This is a genomic window from Mycobacterium sp. B14F4 (genome assembly GCF_039871645.1).
In the GTDB taxonomy this organism is placed as follows: Bacteria; Actinomycetota; Actinomycetes; order Mycobacteriales; family Mycobacteriaceae; genus Mycobacterium.
This window is the reverse complement of the sequence record NZ_JBDPMF010000005.1, coordinates 350,811-372,625: the sequence shown is the minus strand read 5'-3', so window position 1 is coordinate 372,625 and position 21,815 is coordinate 350,811. Positions and strand designations below refer to the sequence as shown.

General features: G+C 69.4%; 22 protein-coding genes and 1 pseudogene. 12 read left to right on the top strand and 11 right to left on the bottom strand.

The genetic code is table 11. The annotated features are described in order from the left end of the window. Positions 1 to 27: 27 nt before the first annotated feature. The 3 genes from ABGB19_RS16805 to glf are packed head-to-tail and all read right to left on the bottom strand — an operon-like array spanning position 28 to position 3,692. The gene (locus ABGB19_RS16805) at positions 28 to 552 is read right to left on the bottom strand and encodes a phosphatase PAP2 family protein (RefSeq protein ID WP_347687092.1); all 525 of its coding nucleotides are present in this window, start codon (positions 550 to 552) and stop codon (positions 28 to 30) included. Continuing rightward, positions 545 to 2,479 carry a glycosyltransferase gene (locus tag ABGB19_RS16800; protein WP_347687091.1) on the bottom strand — a complete coding sequence of 645 codons (1,935 nt, stop codon included), beginning with the start codon at positions 2,477 to 2,479 and terminating at the stop codon, positions 545 to 547. The genes ABGB19_RS16805 and ABGB19_RS16800 overlap by 8 nt, the downstream gene beginning before the upstream one ends. Positions 2,480 to 2,492: 13 nt before the next feature. Further along, positions 2,493 to 3,692, bottom strand: coding sequence for a UDP-galactopyranose mutase (gene glf, locus ABGB19_RS16795; protein ID WP_347687090.1), 1,200 nt, complete (start codon positions 3,690 to 3,692; stop codon positions 2,493 to 2,495). Positions 3,693 to 3,890: 198 nt separating this feature from the next. On the opposite strand from glf, the gene ABGB19_RS16790 reads away from it, so the two are divergent. Together ABGB19_RS16790 and ABGB19_RS16785 are read left to right on the top strand one after the other, a co-directional pair. Then, on the top strand, positions 3,891 to 4,802 hold the full coding sequence (locus ABGB19_RS16790; RefSeq protein ID WP_347687089.1) for a hypothetical protein: 912 nt from the start codon (positions 3,891 to 3,893) through the stop codon (positions 4,800 to 4,802). 246 nt (positions 4,803 to 5,048) lie between these two features. Then, a complete protein-coding gene (locus ABGB19_RS16785; RefSeq protein WP_347687223.1) occupies positions 5,049 to 6,596 on the top strand; it encodes an N-acetylmuramoyl-L-alanine amidase in 1,548 nt (515 codons plus the stop codon). A gap of 13 nt (positions 6,597 to 6,609) precedes the next feature. Here the strand turns inward: ABGB19_RS16785 and ABGB19_RS16780 are convergent, their stop codons facing one another. The 3 genes from ABGB19_RS16780 to ABGB19_RS16770 are packed head-to-tail and all read right to left on the bottom strand — an operon-like array spanning position 6,610 to position 8,984. Beyond that, positions 6,610 to 7,425, bottom strand: coding sequence for an HAD family hydrolase (locus ABGB19_RS16780; protein ID WP_347687088.1), 816 nt, complete (start codon positions 7,423 to 7,425; stop codon positions 6,610 to 6,612). Between the two features lie 4 nt (positions 7,426 to 7,429). Beyond that, positions 7,430 to 8,191 (bottom strand): lysophospholipid acyltransferase family protein, encoded by a 762-nt coding sequence (locus tag ABGB19_RS16775; RefSeq protein ID WP_347687087.1) that lies wholly within the window; start codon positions 8,189 to 8,191, stop codon positions 7,430 to 7,432. 4 nt (positions 8,192 to 8,195) lie between these two features. Beyond that, positions 8,196 to 8,984, bottom strand: a complete 789-nt coding sequence (locus ABGB19_RS16770; protein ID WP_347687086.1) for a lysophospholipid acyltransferase family protein — start codon at positions 8,982 to 8,984, stop codon at positions 8,196 to 8,198. Positions 8,985 to 9,079: 95 nt separating this feature from the next. Between ABGB19_RS16770 and ABGB19_RS16765 the strand changes: the two genes are divergently transcribed. Together ABGB19_RS16765 and ABGB19_RS16760 are read left to right on the top strand one after the other, a co-directional pair. Then, a complete protein-coding gene (locus tag ABGB19_RS16765) occupies positions 9,080 to 10,648 on the top strand; it encodes an MBL fold metallo-hydrolase (protein ID WP_347687085.1) in 1,569 nt (522 codons plus the stop codon). Next, on the top strand, positions 10,645 to 10,980 hold the full coding sequence (locus tag ABGB19_RS16760) for a hypothetical protein (RefSeq protein WP_347687084.1): 336 nt from the start codon (positions 10,645 to 10,647) through the stop codon (positions 10,978 to 10,980). The genes ABGB19_RS16765 and ABGB19_RS16760 overlap by 4 nt, the downstream gene beginning before the upstream one ends. Positions 10,981 to 10,983: 3 nt before the next feature. On the opposite strand, the gene serS is transcribed toward ABGB19_RS16760, so the two are convergent. Further along, on the bottom strand, positions 10,984 to 12,243 hold the full coding sequence (gene serS / locus ABGB19_RS16755; protein WP_347687083.1) for a serine--tRNA ligase: 1,260 nt from the start codon (positions 12,241 to 12,243) through the stop codon (positions 10,984 to 10,986). A gap of 102 nt (positions 12,244 to 12,345) precedes the next feature. On the opposite strand from serS, the gene ABGB19_RS16750 reads away from it, so the two are divergent. The 3 genes from ABGB19_RS16750 to ABGB19_RS16740 are packed head-to-tail and all read left to right on the top strand — an operon-like array spanning position 12,346 to position 14,356. Next, on the top strand, positions 12,346 to 13,752 hold the full coding sequence (locus tag ABGB19_RS16750) for a septum formation family protein (protein WP_347687082.1): 1,407 nt from the start codon (positions 12,346 to 12,348) through the stop codon (positions 13,750 to 13,752). A 4-nt stretch (positions 13,753 to 13,756) separates the two neighbouring features. After that, on the top strand, positions 13,757 to 14,107 hold the full coding sequence (locus tag ABGB19_RS16745) for a metallopeptidase family protein (protein WP_347687081.1): 351 nt from the start codon (positions 13,757 to 13,759) through the stop codon (positions 14,105 to 14,107). A 48-nt stretch (positions 14,108 to 14,155) separates the two neighbouring features. After that, a complete protein-coding gene (locus tag ABGB19_RS16740; RefSeq protein ID WP_347687080.1) occupies positions 14,156 to 14,356 on the top strand; it encodes a hypothetical protein in 201 nt (66 codons plus the stop codon). Here the strand turns inward: ABGB19_RS16740 and ABGB19_RS16735 are convergent. After that, the gene (locus tag ABGB19_RS16735; protein WP_347687079.1) at positions 14,336 to 15,022 is read right to left on the bottom strand and encodes a histidine phosphatase family protein; all 687 of its coding nucleotides are present in this window, start codon (positions 15,020 to 15,022) and stop codon (positions 14,336 to 14,338) included. The genes ABGB19_RS16740 and ABGB19_RS16735 overlap by 21 nt on opposite strands. Then, entirely contained in the window at positions 15,019 to 15,945 is a 927-nt protein-coding gene (gene pheA, locus ABGB19_RS16730; protein WP_347687078.1) for a prephenate dehydratase, read from the bottom strand. Before pheA ends, ABGB19_RS16735 begins: the two co-directional genes overlap by 4 nt. 110 nt (positions 15,946 to 16,055) lie before the next feature. Here pheA and ABGB19_RS16725 point away from each other — a divergent pair, with 110 nt between their 5' ends. The 4 genes and pseudogenes from ABGB19_RS16725 to ABGB19_RS16710 all read left to right on the top strand — a co-directional run. Continuing rightward, complete coding sequence (locus tag ABGB19_RS16725; RefSeq protein ID WP_347687077.1) at positions 16,056 to 16,853, top strand: DUF2470 domain-containing protein; 798 nt, start codon at positions 16,056 to 16,058, stop codon at positions 16,851 to 16,853. Between the two features lie 29 nt (positions 16,854 to 16,882). Next, positions 16,883 to 17,647 carry a CPBP family intramembrane glutamic endopeptidase gene (locus tag ABGB19_RS16720; protein ID WP_347687076.1) on the top strand — a complete coding sequence of 255 codons (765 nt, stop codon included), beginning with the start codon at positions 16,883 to 16,885 and terminating at the stop codon, positions 17,645 to 17,647. Between the two features lie 118 nt (positions 17,648 to 17,765). Beyond that, positions 17,766 to 18,914, top strand: coding sequence for an LCP family protein (locus ABGB19_RS16715; protein ID WP_347687222.1), 1,149 nt, complete (start codon positions 17,766 to 17,768; stop codon positions 18,912 to 18,914). A 44-nt stretch (positions 18,915 to 18,958) separates the two neighbouring features. Further along, a pseudogene (locus tag ABGB19_RS16710) lies at positions 18,959 to 19,222 on the top strand (ferritin-like domain-containing protein); the annotation flags it as partial. Positions 19,223 to 19,229: 7 nt separating this feature from the next. Here ABGB19_RS16710 and ABGB19_RS16705 read toward each other — a convergent pair. Both ABGB19_RS16705 and ABGB19_RS16700 read right to left on the bottom strand, forming a co-directional pair. Continuing rightward, a complete protein-coding gene (locus tag ABGB19_RS16705) occupies positions 19,230 to 20,081 on the bottom strand; it encodes a glycerophosphodiester phosphodiesterase (RefSeq protein WP_347687075.1) in 852 nt (283 codons plus the stop codon). A 6-nt stretch (positions 20,082 to 20,087) separates the two neighbouring features. Then, positions 20,088 to 21,128: a DUF4328 domain-containing protein gene (locus ABGB19_RS16700; protein ID WP_347687074.1), complete on the bottom strand. Its 1,041-nt coding sequence runs from the start codon at positions 21,126 to 21,128 to the stop codon at positions 20,088 to 20,090. Between the two features lie 480 nt (positions 21,129 to 21,608). Between ABGB19_RS16700 and ABGB19_RS16695 the strand changes: the two genes are divergently transcribed. Further along, positions 21,609 to 21,764 (top strand): hypothetical protein, encoded by a 156-nt coding sequence (locus ABGB19_RS16695; protein WP_347687230.1) that lies wholly within the window; start codon positions 21,609 to 21,611, stop codon positions 21,762 to 21,764. The last annotated feature ends 51 nt before the right edge of the window (positions 21,765 to 21,815 follow it).

Sequence of the window (21,815 nt, the reverse complement as noted above, 5' to 3'; positions counted from 1 at the left end):
TCTCTGCGCTGCTGTCACTCGAGATGCTCATCGGTTTCTTCCGCTCCGGTCCGCCACCGTGCCGACCACCTTCGCGACGGCCGCCCCGACCACGACGCCGGTGAGCACGTCGGACGGGTAGTGCACGCCGAGCACCAAGCGCGACAACGCCATCGGCGGCACCAGCAGCGCGGGCAACGGCAGGCCGGTGGGCCGGGCCAGCAGCACCGCCGCCGCGGTCGTCGAGGTGGCATGAGCCGACGGGAAACTCAACCGGCTCGGTGTGCCGACGTTCACCGCGATCGCCGGGTGGTGCGGGCGTTCCCGGCGGACCACTCGCTTGATCACCACGGCGGCCGCATGGGCCAGGAATGCTCCGGCGCCCGCGGCCAGCCAGGCGCGGCGGCGCTGGGGTGCGACGACGGCTCCCACCACCGCGACGACGATCCAGCCGAGACTGTGCTCGCCGAAATGCGACAGCGCCCTGGCGCCGGCCAGCACCCCGGGCCGATCGGACAGAACCGACTGCACCGCGACCAGCGCGGCTTCCTCGCCGCGCGGGCTCTCAGCCATGTGCGGATGATTCGAGCAGCACCGATTCCCACTTCTGCTTGCTGGCCAGCACCGGAAGGGAGTCGCGGTACACCTTGCGCATGCGGTTGAACTTGCGCGCCAGGCGCATCTGCTGGCGCAGCGAAGCGCGAAGCAGCGCAACCATTTTCTCGCGGTCACGCTGCCGGTACACCACACCGCGGCCGTCGGCGGTGGTGACGGTGACACCGTCGACCTTGCACAGCAGGAACCAGCGCGCGTCCTGGGTGGCCACGTTGAGCTGCGGCCGGCGATGGTGGGTGGGGTCGTGCGGCTTGAACTGGTGGATCAGCCCGCGGGCCAAGCGGGTCGCGATCGCCAGCGAATTGGTGGGGATCTTGACCTTCTTGCGGCGCCGGTCCGAGGGCGGCGGAAGCGCCGTGGCGCCCGGCAGTACCACCGCGTCCGGGTAGGCCTCGCGCATCCTGCGGACGTCGGGCAGTGCCGACTCGAGGATGGAGAAGATGTGCTCGGGCCCGGCGAGGAAGTCCTCCATCGCCTTGTTTTGGATGGCGACGGTCGAATACTCAAGGCAGAGCAGGTGTTTGATGGTCGCCTTCAGATGGCTCGCCAGCAACCCGCGCACGCTGCCGTCCCAGTGCATGGCCGCGACCACCAACCGGTTGCGCAGATGGAAGTAGGCCTGCCAGTCGATGGCGTCGTCCTTGTCGCTCCACGCCATGTGCCAGATCGCGGCGCCGGGCAGGGTGACCGTGCCGTAGCCGTGCTCACCGGCACGCAGGCCGTAGTCGGCGTCGTCCCACTTGATGAACAGCGGCAGCGGCTGGCCGAGTTCCTCGGCTACCTGGCGCGGGATCATGCACATCCACCAGCCGTTGTAGTCGACGTCGACGCGGCGGTGCAGCAGCTTGCTGCGCGGCTCCTCTTCGTCGGCGAGGGAGTACTTCGCGAAATTGTGGTCGTACTCCGTGTTGGGAGCGTTGGTCCACATGAAGTTTTCCTGGTCGACGATCTCGCCCATCACGTGCAGGTGCGACGGCTCCTGCAGGTTGAGCATCTGACCCCCGACCAGAGTCGGCGCCTTGGCGAACCTGTTCATCGCCAGCGCGCGCAGTATCGAGTCGGGCTCGATGCGGATGTCGTCGTCCATGAACAGGAGCTGCTCACAGTCGGTGTTCTTCAGGGCTTCGTACATCACCCGGCTGTAGCCACCGGAGCCACCGAGGTTGGGCTGGTCGTGGATCGAGAGCCGGTTGCCCAGCGGTGCGGCGGCGTCGGCGAAGCCCGGATGGTCCTTGGCCTTGCGCGTGCCCTGATCCGAGACGATGACGGCGCCGATCACCTTGTCCACCAACGGGTCCGACGTCAGCGCGGCCAACGCGTTTACACAGTCCGACGGGCGGTTGAACGTGGGGATGCCGACCGCGACGTTGGCGCGTCCTGGCGCCGGCACCGGCGCGTACCAGCCCGCGTTGTGCACCGTGACCTTGGAATCGGTGGTGACGTCGAACCAGATCCAGCCCCCGTCTTCGAAAGGCGTGAGGTCGATCTCGAACTCGACCGCGCCCAACTCGCCCTCGGCGGCGCCGGCGACCGGCGCGCCGCCGACGGTGATGCGCGCGCCGGTGGCCTTGGAGCGGTAGACGTCGACGCGTGCGCTGCCGACGAGTTCGACGCGCAGCACCACCGAGTCGAGGGTCGACCACCGTCGCCAGTAGCTCGCGGGAAACGCGTTGAAGTACGTCGCGAACGACACCTCGGACTCGGCGCCGATCTCGAGCGTGGTCCTGCTCGGGGCGTGCGCGCGGCGGGCGTTGGTCTCCGATTCCTCTATGTAGAGCTTGCGGACGTCGTGCGGCTCACCCGGACGCGGCAGGATGACGCGCGCCAGCAGGCTGACCGCCTTCGATTCCGCGGCGTCGAGCGCGCCGGACGGGATGTCACTCATGCGCTGTTGCTCCTCACGGGCCTGGTTCGGTCAGTGGTGCACCGTCATGCAGATGCGGCGCAAGGGTGTTGTCGTACATGCTGAGCGCGCTGGCGATGGCCATGTGCATGTCCAGGTACTGGTAGGTGCCGAGCCGGCCACCGAACAACACCTTCGCCGATTCGGTTTCGGCCTTCGCCCGGGCCCGGTACGCGGCCAGCAACGCGCGGTCGGTCTCGGTGTTGATCGGATAGTAGGGCTCGTCGTCGTCGTCGGCGAACCGCGAGAACTCCCGCATGATCACCGTCTTGTCGGTCGGGTACGCCCGTTCCGGGTGGAAGTGGCGGAACTCGTGGATGCGGGTGTACGGCACGTCGGCGTCGTTGTAGTTCATCACCGGGGTGCCCTGGAAGTCTCCGGTGTCGAGCACCTCGAGCTCGAAATCCAAAGTGCGCCAGCCCAACCGGCCCTCTGCGTAGTCGAAGTAGCGGTCCAAGGGACCGGTGTAGACGACGGGGGCGTCGGGATTCGCGGCGCGGAGTTCTGCACGTACGTCGAACCAGTCGGTGTCCAGCCGCACCTCGATGCGGTCATCGGCCGCCATGTTCTCCAGCCACCTGGTGTAGCCCTCGACCGGCAGTCCCTCGTAGGTGTCGCTGAAGTACCGGTTGTCGAACGTGTAGCGCACCGGCAGCCGGGTGATGTTGCCCGCAGGCAGCTCCTTGGGATCGGTCTGCCACTGCTTGGCCGTGTAGTTCTTGATGAACGCCTCGTAGAGCGGCCGGCCGATCAGCGAGATGGCCTTCTCCTCGAGGTTCTGCGCGTCCTCGGTCTTGATCTCGGCGGCCTGCTCCTTGATGAGCCGCCGCGCCTCGTCGGGCGTGAAGTACTTGCCGAAGAACTGCGACACCAGGCCCAGGCCCATGGGGAACTGGTAGGCCTGGCCGCCGTGCATGGCGTACACGCGGTGCTGGTAGCCGGTGAACTCGGTGAACTGCCGCACGTAGTCCCACACCCGCTGATTGCTGGTGTGGAACAGGTGCGCACCGTACTTGTGCACCTCGATCCCGGTCTGCGGTTCGGGCTCGGAGTAGGCGTTGCCGCCGATGTGCGGCCGTCTCTCGACGACGAGCACCCGCTTGTCCAGCTGCGTTGCCACGCGCTCGGCAATCGTCAGGCCGAAAAAACCGGAACCGACGACGAAGAGGTCAAAACGAGCTGTCATCGGCAGCAAGGGTATCGGACAGCGACATCACACCCCGAATGCCACGGATGCGGAAGGTTTCGATCGGCTCACGATTCCATATCGTCACTTCAACCCCAGAGGTCACGCCAGTACCGTCGTTCACGTTGGCTCTTGGCCGACAGCGTCAGACCTGGGTTGTTCACACGATCACCTAGCCGATGTAGTCCATGTATTGAGGAGACTTCCGTGCCGAACCGTCGCCGACGCAGGCTCTCGACGGCCACGAGCGCAGTCCTGGCCCTGGCAGTCGCAAGTCCCGCCGCAGTCGTCGCCGTGAGCGAGTTGTCCGAGAGCACGACGCCCTCGGCACAGCACCGTGAGTTCGTTCAGGCCGCGATGATCACCGACCTGCCCAGCGAGTTGATGTCGGCCCTGTCGCAGGGTCTCTCGCAGTTCGGCATCAACATGCCGCCGATGCCGACCGGCCTGCTGACGGGCTCGGGCGCCAGCACGCCCGCCACCCTCACCTCGCCGGGGCTCACCACGCCGGGCCTGACCACACCGGAGCTGACGGCGCCCGGCCTCACCACCCCGGGGCTGACGGCGCCGAGCCTGACCGCTCCCGGCGCCACGCTGCCGCCGGTCACCGCGACCGGTCCCGGGCTCACCGATTCGGCCCTGACCAACCCCGCGCTCACCAACCCGGCGCTGACCAGTCCGGCGCTGACGAGCCCCGCCGGCGCGCTGCCGGACCTGGCCACCCCGGGGTTGTCGACGCCGCCGGCGTTGACCGATCCGGCGCTGGCCACCACACCGATCTCATCGGCGGCGGGCCTGCCGGCCCCGAGTGAGGTTCCGATCGCGGCGCCGATCGGCCTCGACCCCGCCGCGGGCACCTACCCGATACTGGGCGACCCGTCGCTGGCGACCATGCCCGCTGCGGCGCCCAGTACCGGTAGCGGCGGCATCCTCGGCGAGATCAACAGCATGGCCGAGCAGTTGGGTGCCGGCCAGGCCATCGACCTGCTCAAGGGCATGGTGATGCCGGCGATCATGTCGGCGGTGAAGCCGCCGGGCGCTCCGGCCGTCGCGCCGGCACTGCCGGCGGGCGCACCCGCGATGCCCGGTGCCGGGCCGGCGCCCGTCCCCGGCGCCTAGGACCCCGGGCGCTCCGCCCACGAGACCTGTCACCCGACGGCACCGCAGAAGCCATCCCCCGGGCTCTGCGGTGCCGTTACAGGGTCTGCCGATATTTGCGGCGCTGAAACCGTGTCGAAACAGCGGCATCAACTGACACATACGTAACATCAGGCCGTGCCGAGTCCTGGTTTTCGCTCCTCGCGAGCGCGGCCCGCGCCATCGCTGCTGTTCACCGCGGTTGCGGCAACGGTCGTGATATTGCCGATGGCGATCTTCGGCGTGCCCGGTGACGACGCCGGACCTCCGGCGCCGCAGGCGCCCCACCTGGCGCAGCAACCACTCACCGACCTCGGCGGCGGAGAGACCGTTCGCGAGATCCACCAGGACGTCCCGTTCTCCATGGTCGCGCTGACGGCCCAGGATTTCGCGGGCACCACGGCGCGGGTGCGGGCCAAGAAGGCCGACGGCAGCTGGGGCCCTTGGTACGAGGCCGAGCCGATGGCGGGGGTCGGGCTGGACACCGATGCCGTGCGGGGCACCGAACCGGTGTTCGTCGGCCGCACCACCACCGTGCAGATCGCGGTCACCCGCCCGCCCGACGCGCCGGTGACGACGGGCGCGAACCGGCCCGCGCCCCGACCGGGTCTGGGTTACGTGCCCGCCAACGTCGAGCAACCGTTCGGGCAGAACCTCAACGCCGTGCTGATCAGCCCGCCGCAGGCGCCGCCGGTGGACAATCTCCCGATGCCGTCGGCGGTCAACGCCCCCGGCATGCCGCCCACCATCATCAACCGCGCCCAGTGGGGCGCCGACGAGTCGATCAAATGCGGAAACCCCCGCTACGACATGGGGATTCGAGCCGGCGTGGTGCACCACACCGCGGGCAGCAACGAATACGCTCCGCAGGATTCGGCGGGCATCGTGCGATCGATCTACGAGTACCACACCCGCACGCTGGGCTGGTGCGACCTGGCCTACAACGCGCTGGTCGACAAGTACGGCCAGGTCTTCGAGGGCCGCGCGGGCGGGATGAACAGACCCGTCGAGGGCGCGCACACCGGCGGGTTCAACCGCGACACCTGGGGTGTGGCGATGATGGGAAACTTCGAGGTGGTGCCGCCGACGCCGATCCAGTTGCGCAACACGGGCCGGTTGCTGGGCTGGCGACTGGGTCTGGACCGCGTCGACCCGCGCGGCCGCGTGGTGCTGGCGTCTGCGGGGGGATCGTTCGCGAAGTTCCCGACGGGCGCGACTCCGGCACTGCCCGCGATCTTCACCCACCGCGACGTCGGCGCGACGGAGTGCCCCGGCAATGCGGCGTACGCGCTGATGGACCGCATCCGCGACATCGCGGCCCGGTTCAACGATCCGCCGGGACCCGAGGATCTGGCCGAGTCGCTGCGCGGTGGTGCCATCTTCGCCCGCTGGGAGTCGATGGGCGGGATGAACAGCCCGCTGGGCAGGCCGACGTCGCTGGAGGCCGCAGGCGAGGGCGCGGCGCGGTACGTCACCTTCGAGCGCGGCGCGGTCTACTGGTCACCGGTCAGCGGTGCGGAGCCGGTCACCGGTGAAATCTACAAGGCTTGGGGCTCACTGGGTTTCGAACGCGGCGCGCTCGGACTGCCGACCAGCGGCGAGATCCACGAGCCCCAGTGGATCGTGCAGAACTTCCAGCACGGCACGCTCAACTTCGACCGGGAGAAGAGCACGGTGACCCGGGTCATCGACGGGATCCCGGTGGAGTTGCCCAAGCCCTCGGCCGACAAGACGCCCGTCCAGCTCGAGCGGTTCACCCCGCCGATCAGCACCTAGCGCCGGCGGGCGGTCAGAGCCACCAGCGTTCGAGCACGCGCGCCACGCCGTCGTCGCTGTTGTCCGCGGTGATCTCGTCGGCCGCGGCCACCGCGTCCGGGTGCGCGTTGCCCATCGCCACACCGAGGCCCGCCCACCGCAGCATCGGGATGTCGTTGGGCATGTCGCCGAAGGTCACCACCTCTTCGGCGCTGATGCCCAGCGGACGCGCCAGCTCGTCGACGCCGGTGGCCTTGCTGATGCCCGACGGCACGATCTCGATCAGGCCGTTGTTCGTCGAGTACGTGATATCACCCTGCGCGCCAATATGTCTCGACAGTGCGGCCGCCATGTCGTCGCTGCGCGCGCCCGCCTTGCGGATGAGCAGCTTGATGGCGGGCTCGCCGAGCAGATCCTCGAAGGAGACCTCGGTGTTGTCGGGGTTCAACCACGCGTGCTCGTAACCGGGAGAGCTGACGAACTGCGGGGTCGCGGCGTCGTGCGCGGTGCGGCCGACCCGTTCGACGGCCAGGCCGGCGCCGGGGAGCACCCGGGTGGCGATCTCGGCGAGCTCGGCGAGCGCTTCGGCGGTCAGGGTCCGGGCGGACACGATGCGGTCGACGGCCGGGTCGTAGATCACCGCGCCGTTCGCGCAGACCGCCATCGGGGCGAAGCCGAGCGCGTCGACCACCGGTCGCACCCACCGCGGGGGGCGTCCGGTCGCGAGCACGAACCGCACGCCCGACTGCACGGCCGCGGTGACGGCGGCCCGCGTGCGCGGGGTGACCTTCTCGTCGTCGTCGAGCAGGGTGCCGTCGACGTCGGAGGCGATGAGCCGGGGCAGTGTCATCGGCTCACCGGTGGCTCTTCGCTTGTCGCTCGGCGCGCCTGCGGGCCCGCTCGGCCAGCTCCGCTTCGTCGAGCATCCTGGCCTCCGCCGGCGTCGGCGCGGTGCCGCCCAGCCGGCGGGGCACCCAGAACGCCCCCTCGGGGTGCGGGTAGTCCAGCTGCGCCTTGTGCAACAACTCGGTCATGGCGCTGCGCATCGCGGTGCCGAGTTCGGCGCTGTCAACGGCCGGCGGAATCGGCTCACCGACGGACACGATCATCGGAAGCTTCCTGCGGCTCAGCGCCCGCGGATGGTCCTTGGTCCATGCGCGCTGCGCACCCCACACGATCAGCGGCACGATGGGCACCTGCGCTTCAATGGCCATCCGCACGGCACCGCTCTTGAACTCCTTGAGCTCGAAGCTGCGGCTGATGGTCGCCTCCGGGTACACGCCGACGAGTTCCCCGGCGCGCAGCCGGTCAACCGCAACCGCATAGGCGCCCGCACCCGCGCTGCGGTCCACCGAGATGGTCCCGGTGTGTCTGATCAGCCAGCCGACCGACTTCACTTCGGCCATCTCGGCCTTGATCATGAAGCGCAGCCGCCGCTTGCGGTACATCGCCGCCATGGCCGCGGGCAGGAAGTCGATGTAGCTGGTGTGGTTGATCGCGACGACGGCGCCCCCGGTCGCCGGGAGGTGCTCGAGGCCTCGAAAGTCGATTCGGGTACCGATGGCCCTCCTCGCGACCCTGGCTGCGATCTCGAGCGTGCGGAAAACCGGTTCCATGCGGCTACTCCGGCGCTCCCGCGGGGTCGGGACGTTCGGTGCGGCGGGCGGCCCTCGCCTGCGCCTTCTGGGCGGCTTCCTCGACGTCCATCCGGTTGGCCTCGGCCAGCGTCGGCGCAGCACCGCCCAACCGGTGCGGCACCCAGAACTCACCCGGTGGGTGTTCGCCGTAGTCGGCCTGCACCCGCTCCAGCAGGTGCTGCATGCGCGAATGCAGCAGCGCGGTCAACTCGGCGGCGGGCAGCGTCGGCATGATCGGCTCCCCCACCGCCACCGAGATCGGCACCTTCGGCCGCCACATCTTCTTCGGATGGCCCTTGGTCCAGATCCGCTGCGCCCCCCAGACGATGTGCGGGACGATCGGCACGTCGGCGTCGATGGCCATCCGCGCGGCGCCGGACTTGAAGCCCTTGATCTCGAAGCTGCGGCTGATCGTGGCCTCGGGGTAGACGCCGACGAACTCGCCTTCCCTGAGCCGTTGACACGCCTCGTCGAACGAGGCGGCGCCGCTGTCGCGGTCCACCTCGATATGTCGCAGGCTGCGCATGACCGGGCCGGTGACCTTGTGCTCGAAGACTTCTCGCTTCGCCATGAACCGCACCTTGCGGCCGAGGCCCTGGCGGTAGGCGGGCAACCCGGCGAAGGTGAAGTCGAAATAGCTGGTGTGGTTGATCGCGATCACTGCGCCGCCGGTCTTCGGCAGGTTCTCCACGCCGGTGACGGTGAACTTCAGCCCCTGGACGCGCCAGACGAAACGCGCGAGTTGGATGATTGTGCCGTAGACCGGTTCCACGACCGCAAGCGTAGTGCGCGGGCGTGGATACGACTTCGGCTGTGTGCTGCCGCTAAGCTCGTCCCGGGCACGTTGAGCGCGACGAAGGGGCATCAGTGCAGGTCACAAGCGTGGGACATGCGGGATTCCGCATCGACACCAAGGCTGGAAGCATCCTGTGCGACCCCTGGGTCAACCCGGCCTACTTCGCGTCCTGGTTCCCGTTCCCCGACAACAGCGCCCTGGACTGGGACGCGCTCGGCGACTGCGACTACCTGTACGTCTCGCACCTGCATCGCGACCACTTCGACCCCCGGCTGCTGCGCGAGCACGTCAACAAGGACGCGGTGGTCCTGCTGCCCGACTTCCCGGTGCCCGATCTGCGTCGGGAACTGGAGAAGCTCGGCTTCCACCGGTTCTTCGAGACCACCGACTCGGTGAGCCACCGCGTCAGCGGACCCAAGGGCGACCTCGACGTCATGATCATCGCGTTGCGCGCGCCTGCCGACGGGCCGATCGGCGACTCGGGTCTGGTGGTTTCGGATGGCGCGACCACCGTTTTCAATATGAACGACGCCCGGCCGGTCGACCTGGACGTGGTACACGCCGACTTCGATCACGTCGACGTCCACATGCTGCAGTACTCCGGGGCGATCTGGTACCCGATGGTCTACGACATGCCCGACCGCGCCAAGGAGGCGTTCGGCGTGCAGAAGCGGCAGCGCCAGATGGACCGCTGCCGCCAGTACATCGCGCAGGTCGGCGCCACCTGGGTGATTCCGTCCGCGGGTCCGCCGTGCTTCCTGGATCCCGAGCTGCGCGACCTCAACGACGACCACGGTGATCCGGCCAACATCTTCCCCGACCAGGTCGTGTTCCTCGACCAGATGCGCACGCACGGCCACGACGGCGGGCTGCTGATGGTTCCCGGCTCGACCGCGAATTTCACGGGCGCGCAACTGGACTCGCTGACGCACCCGCTGCCCGACGACGAGGTGCAGGCGATCTTCACCACCGGCAAGGCGGCCTACATCGCGGACTACGCCGAGCGGATGGCGCCGGTGCTGGCCGCGGAGAAGGCCAGCTGGGCGCCCGCCGCGGGTGAGTCCCTGCTGGAACCGCTGCGCACGCTCTTCGAGCCGATCATGATCCAGAGCGATCAGATCTGCGACGGCATCGGCTACCCGGTCGAGCTGCGGCTACGAGGCGGCGGGCATGACGAGACCGTCGTGCTGGACTTCCCGAAACGTGTTGTGCGCGAACCCATACCGAATGAAAAGTTTCGCTACGGGTTCGCCATCGCGCCGGATCTGGTGCGCACCGTCCTGCGGGATAACGAGCCGGACTGGGTCAACACCATCTTCTTGTCCACGCGCTTTCGGGCCTGGCGGGTCGGCGGCTACAACGAGTTCCTGTACACGTTCTTCAAGTGCCTGACCGACGAGCGCATCGCCTACGCCGACGGCTGGTTCGCCGAGGCGCACGACGACTCGTCGTCGATCACGTTGGACGGTTGGGAGATTCAGCGCCGCTGTCCGCACCTCAAGGCCGACCTGTCTAAGTTCGGCGTCGTCGAGGGCTCGACGCTGACGTGCAACCTGCACGGCTGGCAGTGGAACCTGGACAGCGGCCGCTGCCTGACCACCAGGGGCCACGAGCTGCGGTCGGAGCGGAGGGGGAGATGACCGGCCCGCGCCAGTACTACGACGACGGTCTGATCCAGCTGGACCGTGAGGCGATCACGCTGCGGCGCTACCACTTTCCGTCGGGCACGTCGAAGATCATTCCGTTGCGGTCGATCCGCGGGTACAAGGCCGAGCCGCTGGGCATGCTGACCCACCGGTTCCGCATCTGGGGCAGTTCCGATCTGCGCCGGTGGCTACCGCTGGACATGTGGCGGCCGATCAAGTCGACGCTGGTGACCCTCGACGTGCCTGGCGCGCGACCGCAACCGGCGTTCACCCCGCAGCGACCCAGGGAGTTCCTGGCCAGCCTCGACGAACTACTGGGCGACTAACGACTACTCCGTCGGCGTCAGCACATTGGTTCCGACGAACGGCACCAACGCCTCCGGGACGCGGACGCTGCCGTCGGGCTGCTGGTGGTTCTCCAGGATCGCCACCAGCCAGCGGGTCGTGGCCAGCGTCCCGTTCAGGGTGGCCGCGGTCTGCGGCCTGCCGTTCTCGTCGCGGTAGCGCACCGCGAGCCTGCGCGCCTGGAAGGTCGTGCAGTTCGAGGTCGAGGTGAGCTCGCGGTAGGTCCGCTGGGTCGGCACCCAGGCCTCACAGTCGTACTTGCGCGCGGCCGACGAACCGAGATCGCCTGCGGCGACGTCGATCACACGATAGGGCACCTCGATCATCGCCAGCATCCGACGCTGCCAGCCCAGCAGCCGGTCGTGTTCGGCCTCGGCCTGCTCGGGCGTGCAGTAGACGAAGCCCTCGACCTTGTCGAACTGGTGCACGCGGATGATGCCGCGGGTGTCCTTGCCGTGACTGCCTGCTTCGCGGCGGAAACACGACGACCAGCCCGCATAGCGCCGCGGCCCGCCGGACAGGTCGAGGATCTCGTCGGCGTGGTATCCGGCCAGCGGCACTTCGGAGGTGCCGACGAGGTACAGGTCGTCGGCCTCGACCCGGTAGACCTCCTCGCTGTGGGCGCCGAGGAACCCGGTGCCGGCCATGACTTCCGGGCGCACCAGCACCGGCGGGATCATCAGCGTGAAGCCGTTCTCCGTGGCCAGCCTGGCCGCCAGCTGCATCAGCCCGAGCTGCAGCAGCGCACCGGCACCGGTGAGGAAATAGAACCGCGCGCCGGATACCTTGGCGCCGCGTTCGAGGTCGATCAGGCCGAGCGACTCACCGAGCTCGACGTGGTCCTTCGGGTTCTCCAGGGGCGGCGGCTCGCCGACGGTGTCGAGCACCACGAAGTCGTCCTCGCCCCCGGCAGGCACGCCGTCGATGATCACGTTGGAGATCGCCATGTGGGCGGCGGTGAAGGCCCGTTCGGCGGCGGCCTGCTCGGCCTCCGCGGCCTTGACCTTCTCCGCCAGCGCCTTGGCCTGCTCGAGTAGCGCGGGCCGCTCGTCGGGCGACGCCTTGCCGACCTTCCTGCTGGCCGCCTTCTGCTCGGCGCGCATGTTGTCGGCCGTCGAGACCGCCGCCCGCCTGGCGGCGTCGGACTCGAGCAGGGTGTCGACCAGGCTCGGGTCGTCGCCACGGGCACGTTGCGAGGCGCGGACGATATCCGGGTTCTCGCGCAGCACTTTGAGGTCGATCACGGGCGCAACCCTACTGGTCACCCGGCCCAGCAAACACAACCGTATAACTTTACAACCGCAACACTTGTCACAGCACCTGACACGCCTGTCACAATGGAGCGGATGTTGCAGGCACCCGACGGCTCGGGCAGCGCAGGCGCGCTGTCCGATCATGACGACGAGCAGGGCTCGGAGCGGGTGGCGTGGTGGACAAGGATTCACGCCACGTCCACGCACCGCGCGCTGTTGCTGACGGCCCTCGGCGCGTTGCTGATCGCCGGCTTCATCACCGCGCTGCCGCAGACTGAGGGCGCCAGCGGCCTGACCGCCAGCACGATCTCGCTGGGGCCGCGCGGCAACGACACCTTCAAGCACGCCAAGCCGGGTGACTGCCTCAACTGGCCGGACCGCACGCCCGACGCCGCCGAGATCGTCGACTGCAAGGCCGAGCACCGGTTCGAGGTGGCGGAGTCGGTGGACATGAGGACGTTCCCCGGCAGCGAGTACGGCCCCGAGGCGGCACCGCCGTCGGCCGCGCGCATTCAGCAGATCAGCCAGGAGCAGTGCTCGGCGTCGGTCAAGCGCTATCTCGGGCCCCGGTTCGACCCCAACAGCCGCTTCACCGTCAGCATGCTGTGGTCGGGGGAGAAGGCCTGGCGCCAGTCCGGCGAGCGACGCATGCTGTGCGGCCTGCAGTTGCCCGGCGCCAACAACCAGCAGCTCGCGTTCGCGGGCAAGGTGGCCGAGATCGACCAGTCCAAGGTGTGGCCCGTCGGTACCTGCCTCGGCATCGACCCGACCACCAACCAGCCCACCGACATCCCCGTCGACTGCGCGGCACCACACGCCATGGAGGTCACCGGCGCCGTCAACGTCGCCGAGAAGTTCCCCGCCGGCCTGCCGCCGGAGCCCGAACAGGACAGTTTCATCAAGGACGCGTGCACTCGGCTCACCGACGCCTATCTGGCGCCGATCCAGCTGCGCAGCACCACGCTCACCCTGATCTACAGCACCATCTCGCTGCCGAGCTGGTCGGCGGGCAGCCACCAGGTGTCCTGCAGCATCGGCGCCACCCTGGGCAACGGCGGCTGGTCCACGCTGCTCAACAGCGCCAAGGGTCCGCTACTCATCAACGGCCAGCCGCCGGTGCCTCCGCCGGACATTCCCGAGGAAAGGCTCAACTTCCCGCCGATCCCGATGCCGGAGAACGGCGAGGATGACACCACGTCGCAGGTGACCAGCGACCAGTCGAGCAGCAGCAACAGCAGCAGCTCCTCGGACAGCAGCGGCCAGACGACCCACGGCCCGCAACAGTCCAGCGAGGCCACGGAGACCGAGGCGCCGCAGGCCCCGCCCGCCGGGGGTAACACGTTCATGAACGGCCCACCGCCGCCCCCCGGCGCCCCGCCGCCGGGTGAGCCCGTGCCACCGCCGCCGCCCGGTGCTCCGGCTCCACCGCCGCCGCCACCGGCACCCGCACCGCCGCCGCCCGGCGCGCCGCTGCCGCCCCCGCCGCCACCGGTGCCGTAACCGCGTGCCCGTGCGGATGAGCGCGCGGCGGTTCGACGAGCTGGTCTCCGAGGCACTGGACCTGATACCGCCGAAACTGGCCGCCGCACTGGACAACGTCGTCGTGCTCGTCGAGGCCCGCCACGACGAGGAACCGGGCCTGCTCGGGCTCTACGAGGGCATCGCGCTGACCGAACGCGACTCGTCGTACGCCGGATCGCTGCCCGACACCATCACGATCTTCCGCGAGGCGCTGCTCGAGGTGTGCGACACCGACAAGGAGGTGGTCGACGAGGTGGCGATCACGGTGATCCACGAAGTCGCCCACCACTTCGGCATCGACGACGAGCGGCTGCACGAATTGGGGTGGGGCTGAGCAGCGCGGCAACCGCGCGTTGTCGCCGCGCGGTGCTATCAAGAAGTCATGGCTGATGCGTTCCGGTGCCGCGAGTGTGTTGCGGGCCTCGAGCACTGCCACGGCACCGTCATCCACCACGCCGCAGCGCGCACCGAGTGCACCGAACCGGACTGCGTGACACCCGAGGTGGTGCACTCGTTCGCCATCGACTGCGAGGCAGTCGGCTGCATGTGCGCCGTCAGGGCGTCAGCCCATCGGGTCGGCTGACTGCAGCGCGTCCTGGACCGGATGCACGTCGGGCTCCGGGTAGAACGGCGGTGTCAGCGATCCCCACTGCACACAGCTCCAGCGTCCGTCGGTGATCGGCGCCAGCACGATCGACTCGGTGTTGCTCAGGTGGTGGTCCAGCGCGAAGCTGCTCTCCACCCCGGCCAGCACCGACGACACCAGCCGGATCGCGGCGCCGTGGCTGACCACCACGATGTCGCCGTGCCAGGAGTCGTCGTCGAGGTGGCGCAGCCGCAACTGGGTGATGGCCGAGACGTAGCGCTCCAGCACCTCGTCGCCGGTTTCACCGCCGGGCATCGGCACGTGGAGGTTGCCCTCGTGCCACCTCTGGTAGACGGTCTCGAACGCGGTGATCGCCTCGTCGTCGTTGCGGTCCTCGAGGTGACCGACCTGCACCTCGTGGACGCCCTCGAGTTCGACGGTGTCCAGGCTCAGCTCACCGGCGATCTCGCCGGCCGTCTGCACCGCCCGCACCGCCACCGAGTGCGCGAGCAGCGTCGGCGGATGGACCAGGTCGCGGGCGAAGACGCGCGCCTGATCGCGGCCCAGGTCGGTCAGCGGCGCCCCGGGCGGCCGGGTGTCGAGTCGACGCTCGACGTTGGCGTGGGACTGTCCGTGGCGGACCAGCACCAGGCGCCCGCTCACGGCTTGCCATCCCGCAGCCGGGCCAGCCAGCGGGTGGCCTCGTCGAGTTGGGGCGGCACAGCGCCCGCGGCCGCATCCGTCGGCCAGGAACCAAGGAATCGCACATCGGAACAACGACGGTGCAGCGCTTTGAGTGCCTCGGCGACCGCATCGTCGTCGATGTGGCCGACACAGTCGAGGAAGAAGATGTAGGTGCCCAATTCGGTTCGGGTGGGCCGTGATTCGATGCGGGTCAGATCGATGTCGCGGATCGCCAGTTCCGTCATCGCCGACACCAGCGCGCCGGGCACGTTGGCCAGCCGCAGCACCACCGAGGTCCGGTCGGCCCCGGTGCGATCGGGCGGCGGGGCCGGCGTGCCGACCAAGACGAAGCGGGTACGCGCGTTGGGCTCGTCGACGATGTCGGACGCGAGGGCCGCCAGCCCGTAACGCTGGGCGGCCAGCGCGGTGCTCACCCCGGCGTCCGCCCGGCCGTCGGCGACGTCCGCGGCGGCGGCCGCATTGGAGTTGGCGGGCACGATGCGCGCCGCGGGCAGGTGATCGGCCAGCCAACGACGCACCTGGGCGGCCGCGACGGGGAACGCCGCCACGGTCGCCACGCGCTCGGCGGGCACGCCGTCGCGGACCACGATCGTGAACGACACGTCGAGGGTGAGTTCGGCGAAGATCTGCAGCGGCGTCCCGGTGGCCAGGCTGTCGAGCGTCGGCAGCACCGACCCTTCGATGGAGTTCTCGATCGGCACGCAGGCGTAGTCGGCGTCGCCGGCCCGGACCGCGGCCAGTGCGGCCGCCGTGCTGTCGGTCGGGATCGCGGTCACCCCGTCGGGGTTCGGCCCACCGGGCAGCATGCGCCCGGTCGTCAACCTGAGCAGCGCCGCCTCGGAGAAGGTTCCCTCGGGTCCCAGATAGGCGATGCGCGGCACGCCCCAACAGTAACGGCTCACCGTGGTAATGCCGTTCCCCTGCACGAAAGCCTTGCAGGATTCCGGGGCGTCTAGTTAAGTTAGGCTCACCTTATCTGATTGGAGGCGGCATGACGGCGATGATGACGGCACCGACCACGGCCGAGCGGATCCGCAGCGCCTGCGCTCGGGCGGGCGGCGCGATGCTGGCGGTCGAGGGGTGCCACAGCGGAGGACCCACCGAATCCCCGGTCCACCATCTGCTCGACGACGGTTCGGTCGCGATCACAGTGCCGGTCGACAGCGTGGTCGCGGGCGAGGTGGCCTCCGCCGCCGACACCGGGGTGCAGGCCGTGCTGGAGATGACCGACTACGCGCCGTTGCCGCTGCGCGAGCCCGTGCGCTCACTGGTGTGGATCAGCGGGCGACTGCGCGACGTGCCCGTTGGCGAGGTGTCGGCGCTGCTGGACCTGGTCGCATCGCAGGACCCCAATCCGGCGCTGCTACAAGTCAATACCGAGCGCGGCGGCAGCGAGACCGGATACACCCTGCTGCGGCTCGAGATCGAGTCGGTGGTCGTCGCCGACTCCACCGGTGCGGAGTCGGTCGGGGTGAGCACGCTGCTGGGCGCGCGGCCCGATCCGTTCTGCGCCATGGAGTCGTGCTGGCTGCAGCACATGGAGTCGGCGCACCGCGACGTCGTCGAGCGGCTGGCCAGCCGGCTGCCGATGACGTTGCGCCGCGGCCGCGTCCGCCCGCTCGGCCTGGATCGCTACGGCGTGCGGTTACGGGTGGAGACCGACGACGGCGACCACGACGTGCGGTTGCCCTTCGCCAAGCCCGTGGACGACGTCACCGGACTGAGCCAGGCGATCCGCGTGCTGATGGGCTGTCCGTTCCTCAACGGCCTGCGCGCGCGCAGGCTGTAGATCTCCCGCGGCCCGCTACCGTAACTCCGGTGACCGGCCCGGACGAGCCCAGCGACCCGAAGCGGCGGACGCTGCGCATCGAGGTCGCGGTGGTGCTGGCGGTCACGTTTGGCCTCTCCGCGTACAGCGCCCTGCTCAACCTGACCGAGTCGGTGCTGCTCGGCCTCTCCGGACAGGTCGTCGCGCTCAATCCACGCCGCTCGCCGTTCGACCTCATCGACCTCGGGCTCAACCTGGCTTGGGTGTTTCAACTGCTGGCGTGGGGCGCGCTGGCCGTATATCTGTTGTGGCGCAGCGGTTCCGGACCAGCGTCCATCGGCTTGGGTCGGCCGCGGTGGCGTCCGGACCTGCTCGGCGGGCTCGGCCTGGCCGCGCTGATCGGACTGCCGGGCCTCGCGCTGTACCAGATCGCCCGCATCCTCGGGATGAACGCGTCGGTGGAACCCGCCGAACTGTACGACACCTGGTGGCGGATCCCCGTGCTGTTGCTCACCGCGTTCGCCAACGGCTGGGCCGAGGAGGTGGTCGTCGTCGGCTTCCTGCTGACCCGGCTACGCCAACTGCAGCTCAGCCCGACGGCCGCGGTCGTCGTTACGAGCGTGCTGCGCGGGCTCTATCACCTGTACCAGGGCTTCGGCGCGGGGCTGGGCAACCTCGCGATGGGCCTGGTGTTCGGCTACGTCTACGTGCGCACCGGGCGGCTGTGGCCGCTGATCATCGCCCACGCCCTGATCGACGCCGTGGCTTTCGTCGGCTACGCACTGGCCGCGGGCCACCTGAGCTGGCTGCAGTGAAGCCGGCCGTCGGCCACGTACATTCCGTTGTGTGAACGACGACCGGCAGCCGCGCCGCGGTTACGGCCCTCCCCGGCCCGCGGGCGGGCCGGGAGGGGCTCGCCGGGAACCGTCACAGGTGATCCGCCGTGACCCCAACTATCGGCCCGCTTGGCCGCCGAACCCGCCGACTCCGCCGCGACCGGCCCCACCGAGCGGCAGGCCGCCGCGACCGGCCCCACCGAGCGGCAGGCCGCCCCCGCGCAGACCCGCGCCCCCGGCTCCCCGGCAAGCCCGGCCGCCGGCACCGCCTAAGCCGAAAAGCCCACGGCGCAAACGACATTGGGGACGCATCCTGCTGGCGATGATGCTTGTGTTCCTCGTCGCGACCGTGGCCGGTGTTCTCTGGATGGACTCGTCACTGCACCGGATCCCTGCGCTGGCGGACTACCCGGACCGCCCCGCGTCGGGCGCGGGCACCACCTGGCTTCTCGTCGGGTCCGACAGCCGCCAGCATCTGACCCCCGAGCAGCAGGCGCAGCTGGCCACCGGCGGCGACGTCGGCAACGGCCGCACCGACACGATCCTGGTGGTGCACATCCCGGCCCCCTGGTCGGGCACGCACACCACGATGGTGTCCATCCCGCGCGACTCCTACGTGTCGATCCCCGGCTACGGCAGCGACAAGATCAACGCGGCGTTCGCCGTCGGCGGAGCCCCGTTACTCGCCCAGACCGTGGAGCAGGCCACCGGCCTGCGGGTCGACCACTACGCCGAGATCGGCTTCGACGGCTTCGCGACCATGGTCGACGCCGTCGGCGGGGTGACCATGTGCCCGACCGAACCGATCAGCGACCCGCTCGCCGGCATCGACCTGCCCGCCGGCTGCCAGAAACTCGACGGCCGCACCGCCCTCGGTTACGTGCGCACCCGGGCCACGCCCCGCGCCGACCTCGACCGCATGCTCAACCAGCGGGCCTTCATGTCGGCACTGCTGCACCGTGCCGCCAGCCCCGCGGTGCTGCTCAATCCGCTCAGGTGGTACCCGATGGCGCACGCGGCGGGCGACGCCGTCGCGGTGGACCAGGACGACCACATCTGGGACCTGGCACGGCTGGCCTGGGCGCTACGCGGAGACGTCGTCACCACCACCGTGCCGATCGGTCAGTTCAGCGGCGGCGACTCGGGCTCAGTGGTGGTGTGGAACGACGCGGCGGCCGGGCAGTTGTTCGATGCGCTGCGCTCGGATTCTCCGGTCCCCGCAGACGTGATCGACACCGAGCCATAGGCCTACAGCAAACATCGAATCCGTCGGGTAAGCGGCGTCACACAGCACTCGACCAGGAGCGCACGGTCACCGAGCAGATCGGCCGACTCGCCGGCGTCGCTCGTGACGAAGGGGATTACCTCGGCGAGCAGTTCATGCAGTGGTTCCTCGGCGAACAGGTCGAGGAGGTCTCGCTGATGACCACGCTGGTGCGCATCGCCGACCGTGCCGGGGCGAACCTGTTTCACCTCGAGGACTTCGTTGCGCGCGAACTCGGGTCCGCGCCCAACGACGCCGATGCGCCGAAGGCGGCGGGCGGCACCCTGTGACCGTCTCCTAGTCGCGACCCGCCCCGGCGAGCCCGTTCTGCAGCCAGTCCTTGGTGCGGCCGGGGTGGTTCGTGGCGACCCAGCCGACCCCGAGGTCACGGCAGTAGTGCACGTCCTCGAAGTGGTCGACGGTCCAGCAGTACATCGCGCGGCCCTGCGCGGCGGCCCGGTCCACCAACTCGGGATGCTCGCGCAGCGTCGCGATCGACGGGCCCACGGCCGTCGCGCCGACGGTCGTCGCGGCGCTTCCGCCCAGGTAGCGCGACGTCTCGCCGAGCAGCACCGTGGGCAGCAGCGGTGCCGCGCGGCGCACCCGCCACACCGCGGCCGCCGAGAACGACATCACCACCGCGCGCGACAGATCCGCCGACGCGGGTGACGCGATGCCGTAGCGGTGCAGCAGTGCCAGCACCTTGCTCTCCACCAGCGCGCCGTAGCGGACCGGATGCTTGGTTTCGATGAACAGCTTGACCGGGCGGTTCCAGTCCAGCACCAGTGACACCAGCTCGTCGAGGGTCAGCAGGCCGGTCTCGCCCTGCCCGCCGCCGCGGTTGCGGCTGGGATGCCAAGCGCCGTAATCGAATTCGCGAAGCTGTGCGAGCGTCATCTCGCTGACCAGGCCCGTCCCGTCAGACGTCCGGTCCACCCTGCGGTCGTGCAGGCAGACCAGATGACCGTCGCGGGTGAGCCGCACGTCGCATTCCACCCCGTCGGCACCCTCCCTCAGGGCCAACTCGTAGGCGGCCAGGGTGTGCTCGGGGCGGTCCGCCGACGCGCCGCGGTGCGCCACGACGAAGGGGTGGCCGCTGAGCGGTCCCGATGTCGCTGCACCGGCGGCTTCGGCGTCGCCCGGGTTCATAGCTGCCTATGCTGCCGGGTTCTGCCCTTCGGACTCAACCGGAGCCTCGCTTTTGGGCTTGGAATCCGGCTGCTCCGTCGGTGGCTGCTCGTCGGGCACCATCACCCAGCGCCTGCTGGGCCGCTCGACCGGTTGCCGCTCGAACCCGAGGACCACCTTGGTGGTCAGCAGCAGGGTGGCCAGCGCCAGCAGATAGGCGACGGTGGTGGTGACCGTGTTGTCGGCGATGCCCTGCGCGTCGGTGGTGAAGCTCGTCGCGATCGAGAAGATCGACACCGCGTAGCTGGCCACCCAGGCCAGCCACCACACCACGATGCGCCGGCGCAGCCAACTCAGCCGCTCCTCGACACCCGCGAGTTCGAGTACGAACACCGGCGCCCACACCAGGTTGACGAACGGAGTGAGGCAGCCCGCGCGCAGGAGCCAGGCGGGGCGGGGGTCCTGGTGTCCGCGGTGCGCGAATGCGGCCGCCCGCCGGGCGACGAGCCAGTTCGCCAACATGATCACGCTCGCGAGCACCGAGAACATGGCGATCACGCTGAGGACGACGCCCATCCACGTCGCCCCGCCCGCCACCCACGGGTGCAGCAGCACCGAGCGGTTGACGATCAGCAGGACGTAGCGGACGAGGTGGATCAGTGCGGCGGCGCCGAGCGCGACCATCGTCAGGAGCAGGGTGCCTTGCAGCATCGCCGACGACGGCCCAGTGCGGGCTTCGACCTGCGGTTGATCGGCCGGCTCGAAGTGCTCGGTCAGACCCCACCGGGGAATCTCGGCGTAGCGCGGTGTCGGTCCGAGATCACGGCGTCTGCGGCGCGGCGGCGGTGCAGCACCGGGCCGCACGGCGATCCACCGGTACCCCGCAGGCAGCGGAGGGCCGCCGGGCGGCGTATTCCGTGCCGACGTCGACCCTGGCCGGGCGCTCCACTCCGCCCCGGGCGCAGGGCCGGACGGAGCCAGCAGCGCGCCGTGGCAGCGCGGGCACCACGCGCGGCGCCGGTCGCGCACGTTCCACCGCGTCCCGCACTGGGAACACACCTGGATCATTTCGCTCCTCGCGTGCGCGTGATCATTTCGCTCCTCGCGTGCGCGTGATCATTTCGCTCCTCGCGTCCGCGTGATCATTTCGCTCTTCAGCGTAGCGACGACCGGGCGCACGTCGGCCGACGCCGCCGTCGGTCGTCCAGGGCGGCACCGCCAGCAATGCGCAGCTATCCACAGTTTCCACAGGTTCATCCACAGGCTGTCAGCGGCGTCAAAGCGGTTTGAGCCGCTGATTCTGTGCGCGGGCTGAGAATTCTGTGGATAGAAGCGGGCGATCCGACGCACTCATCAACAGGCCCCCTTGCGGAGAGCGAAATTCCTAGGTCGGCTAACCACGCGGTCGACCGCTGCGCGACGCGCCGCAGCCTCGTTGGGGGCACGATTTTTTCGATCCGACATCAGGGGTTATGATCGGCGTCACAGCTTGATGTTGTGACAGATCTCACGGGGGAGAGCGATAAACGTGCAGGTCAGGAGGGGTTGATGTCATCTTCTATGGGTTCGGGGTCCGCGCTGCCGCCTTCTGAGTGGCAATCGTCGGCGCACGTCTACACCCGGTCTCAGTTGATGGCATTCCTACGTGCCGGCGTGATCGCTCTGGTGCTGCTCGGCGTACTCGCGCTCATCGTGCTCTTCTGATCGCACCAACCAAAAGAGCCGCCGGTCTTCGACTCGGCGGCTCTTTCTCGT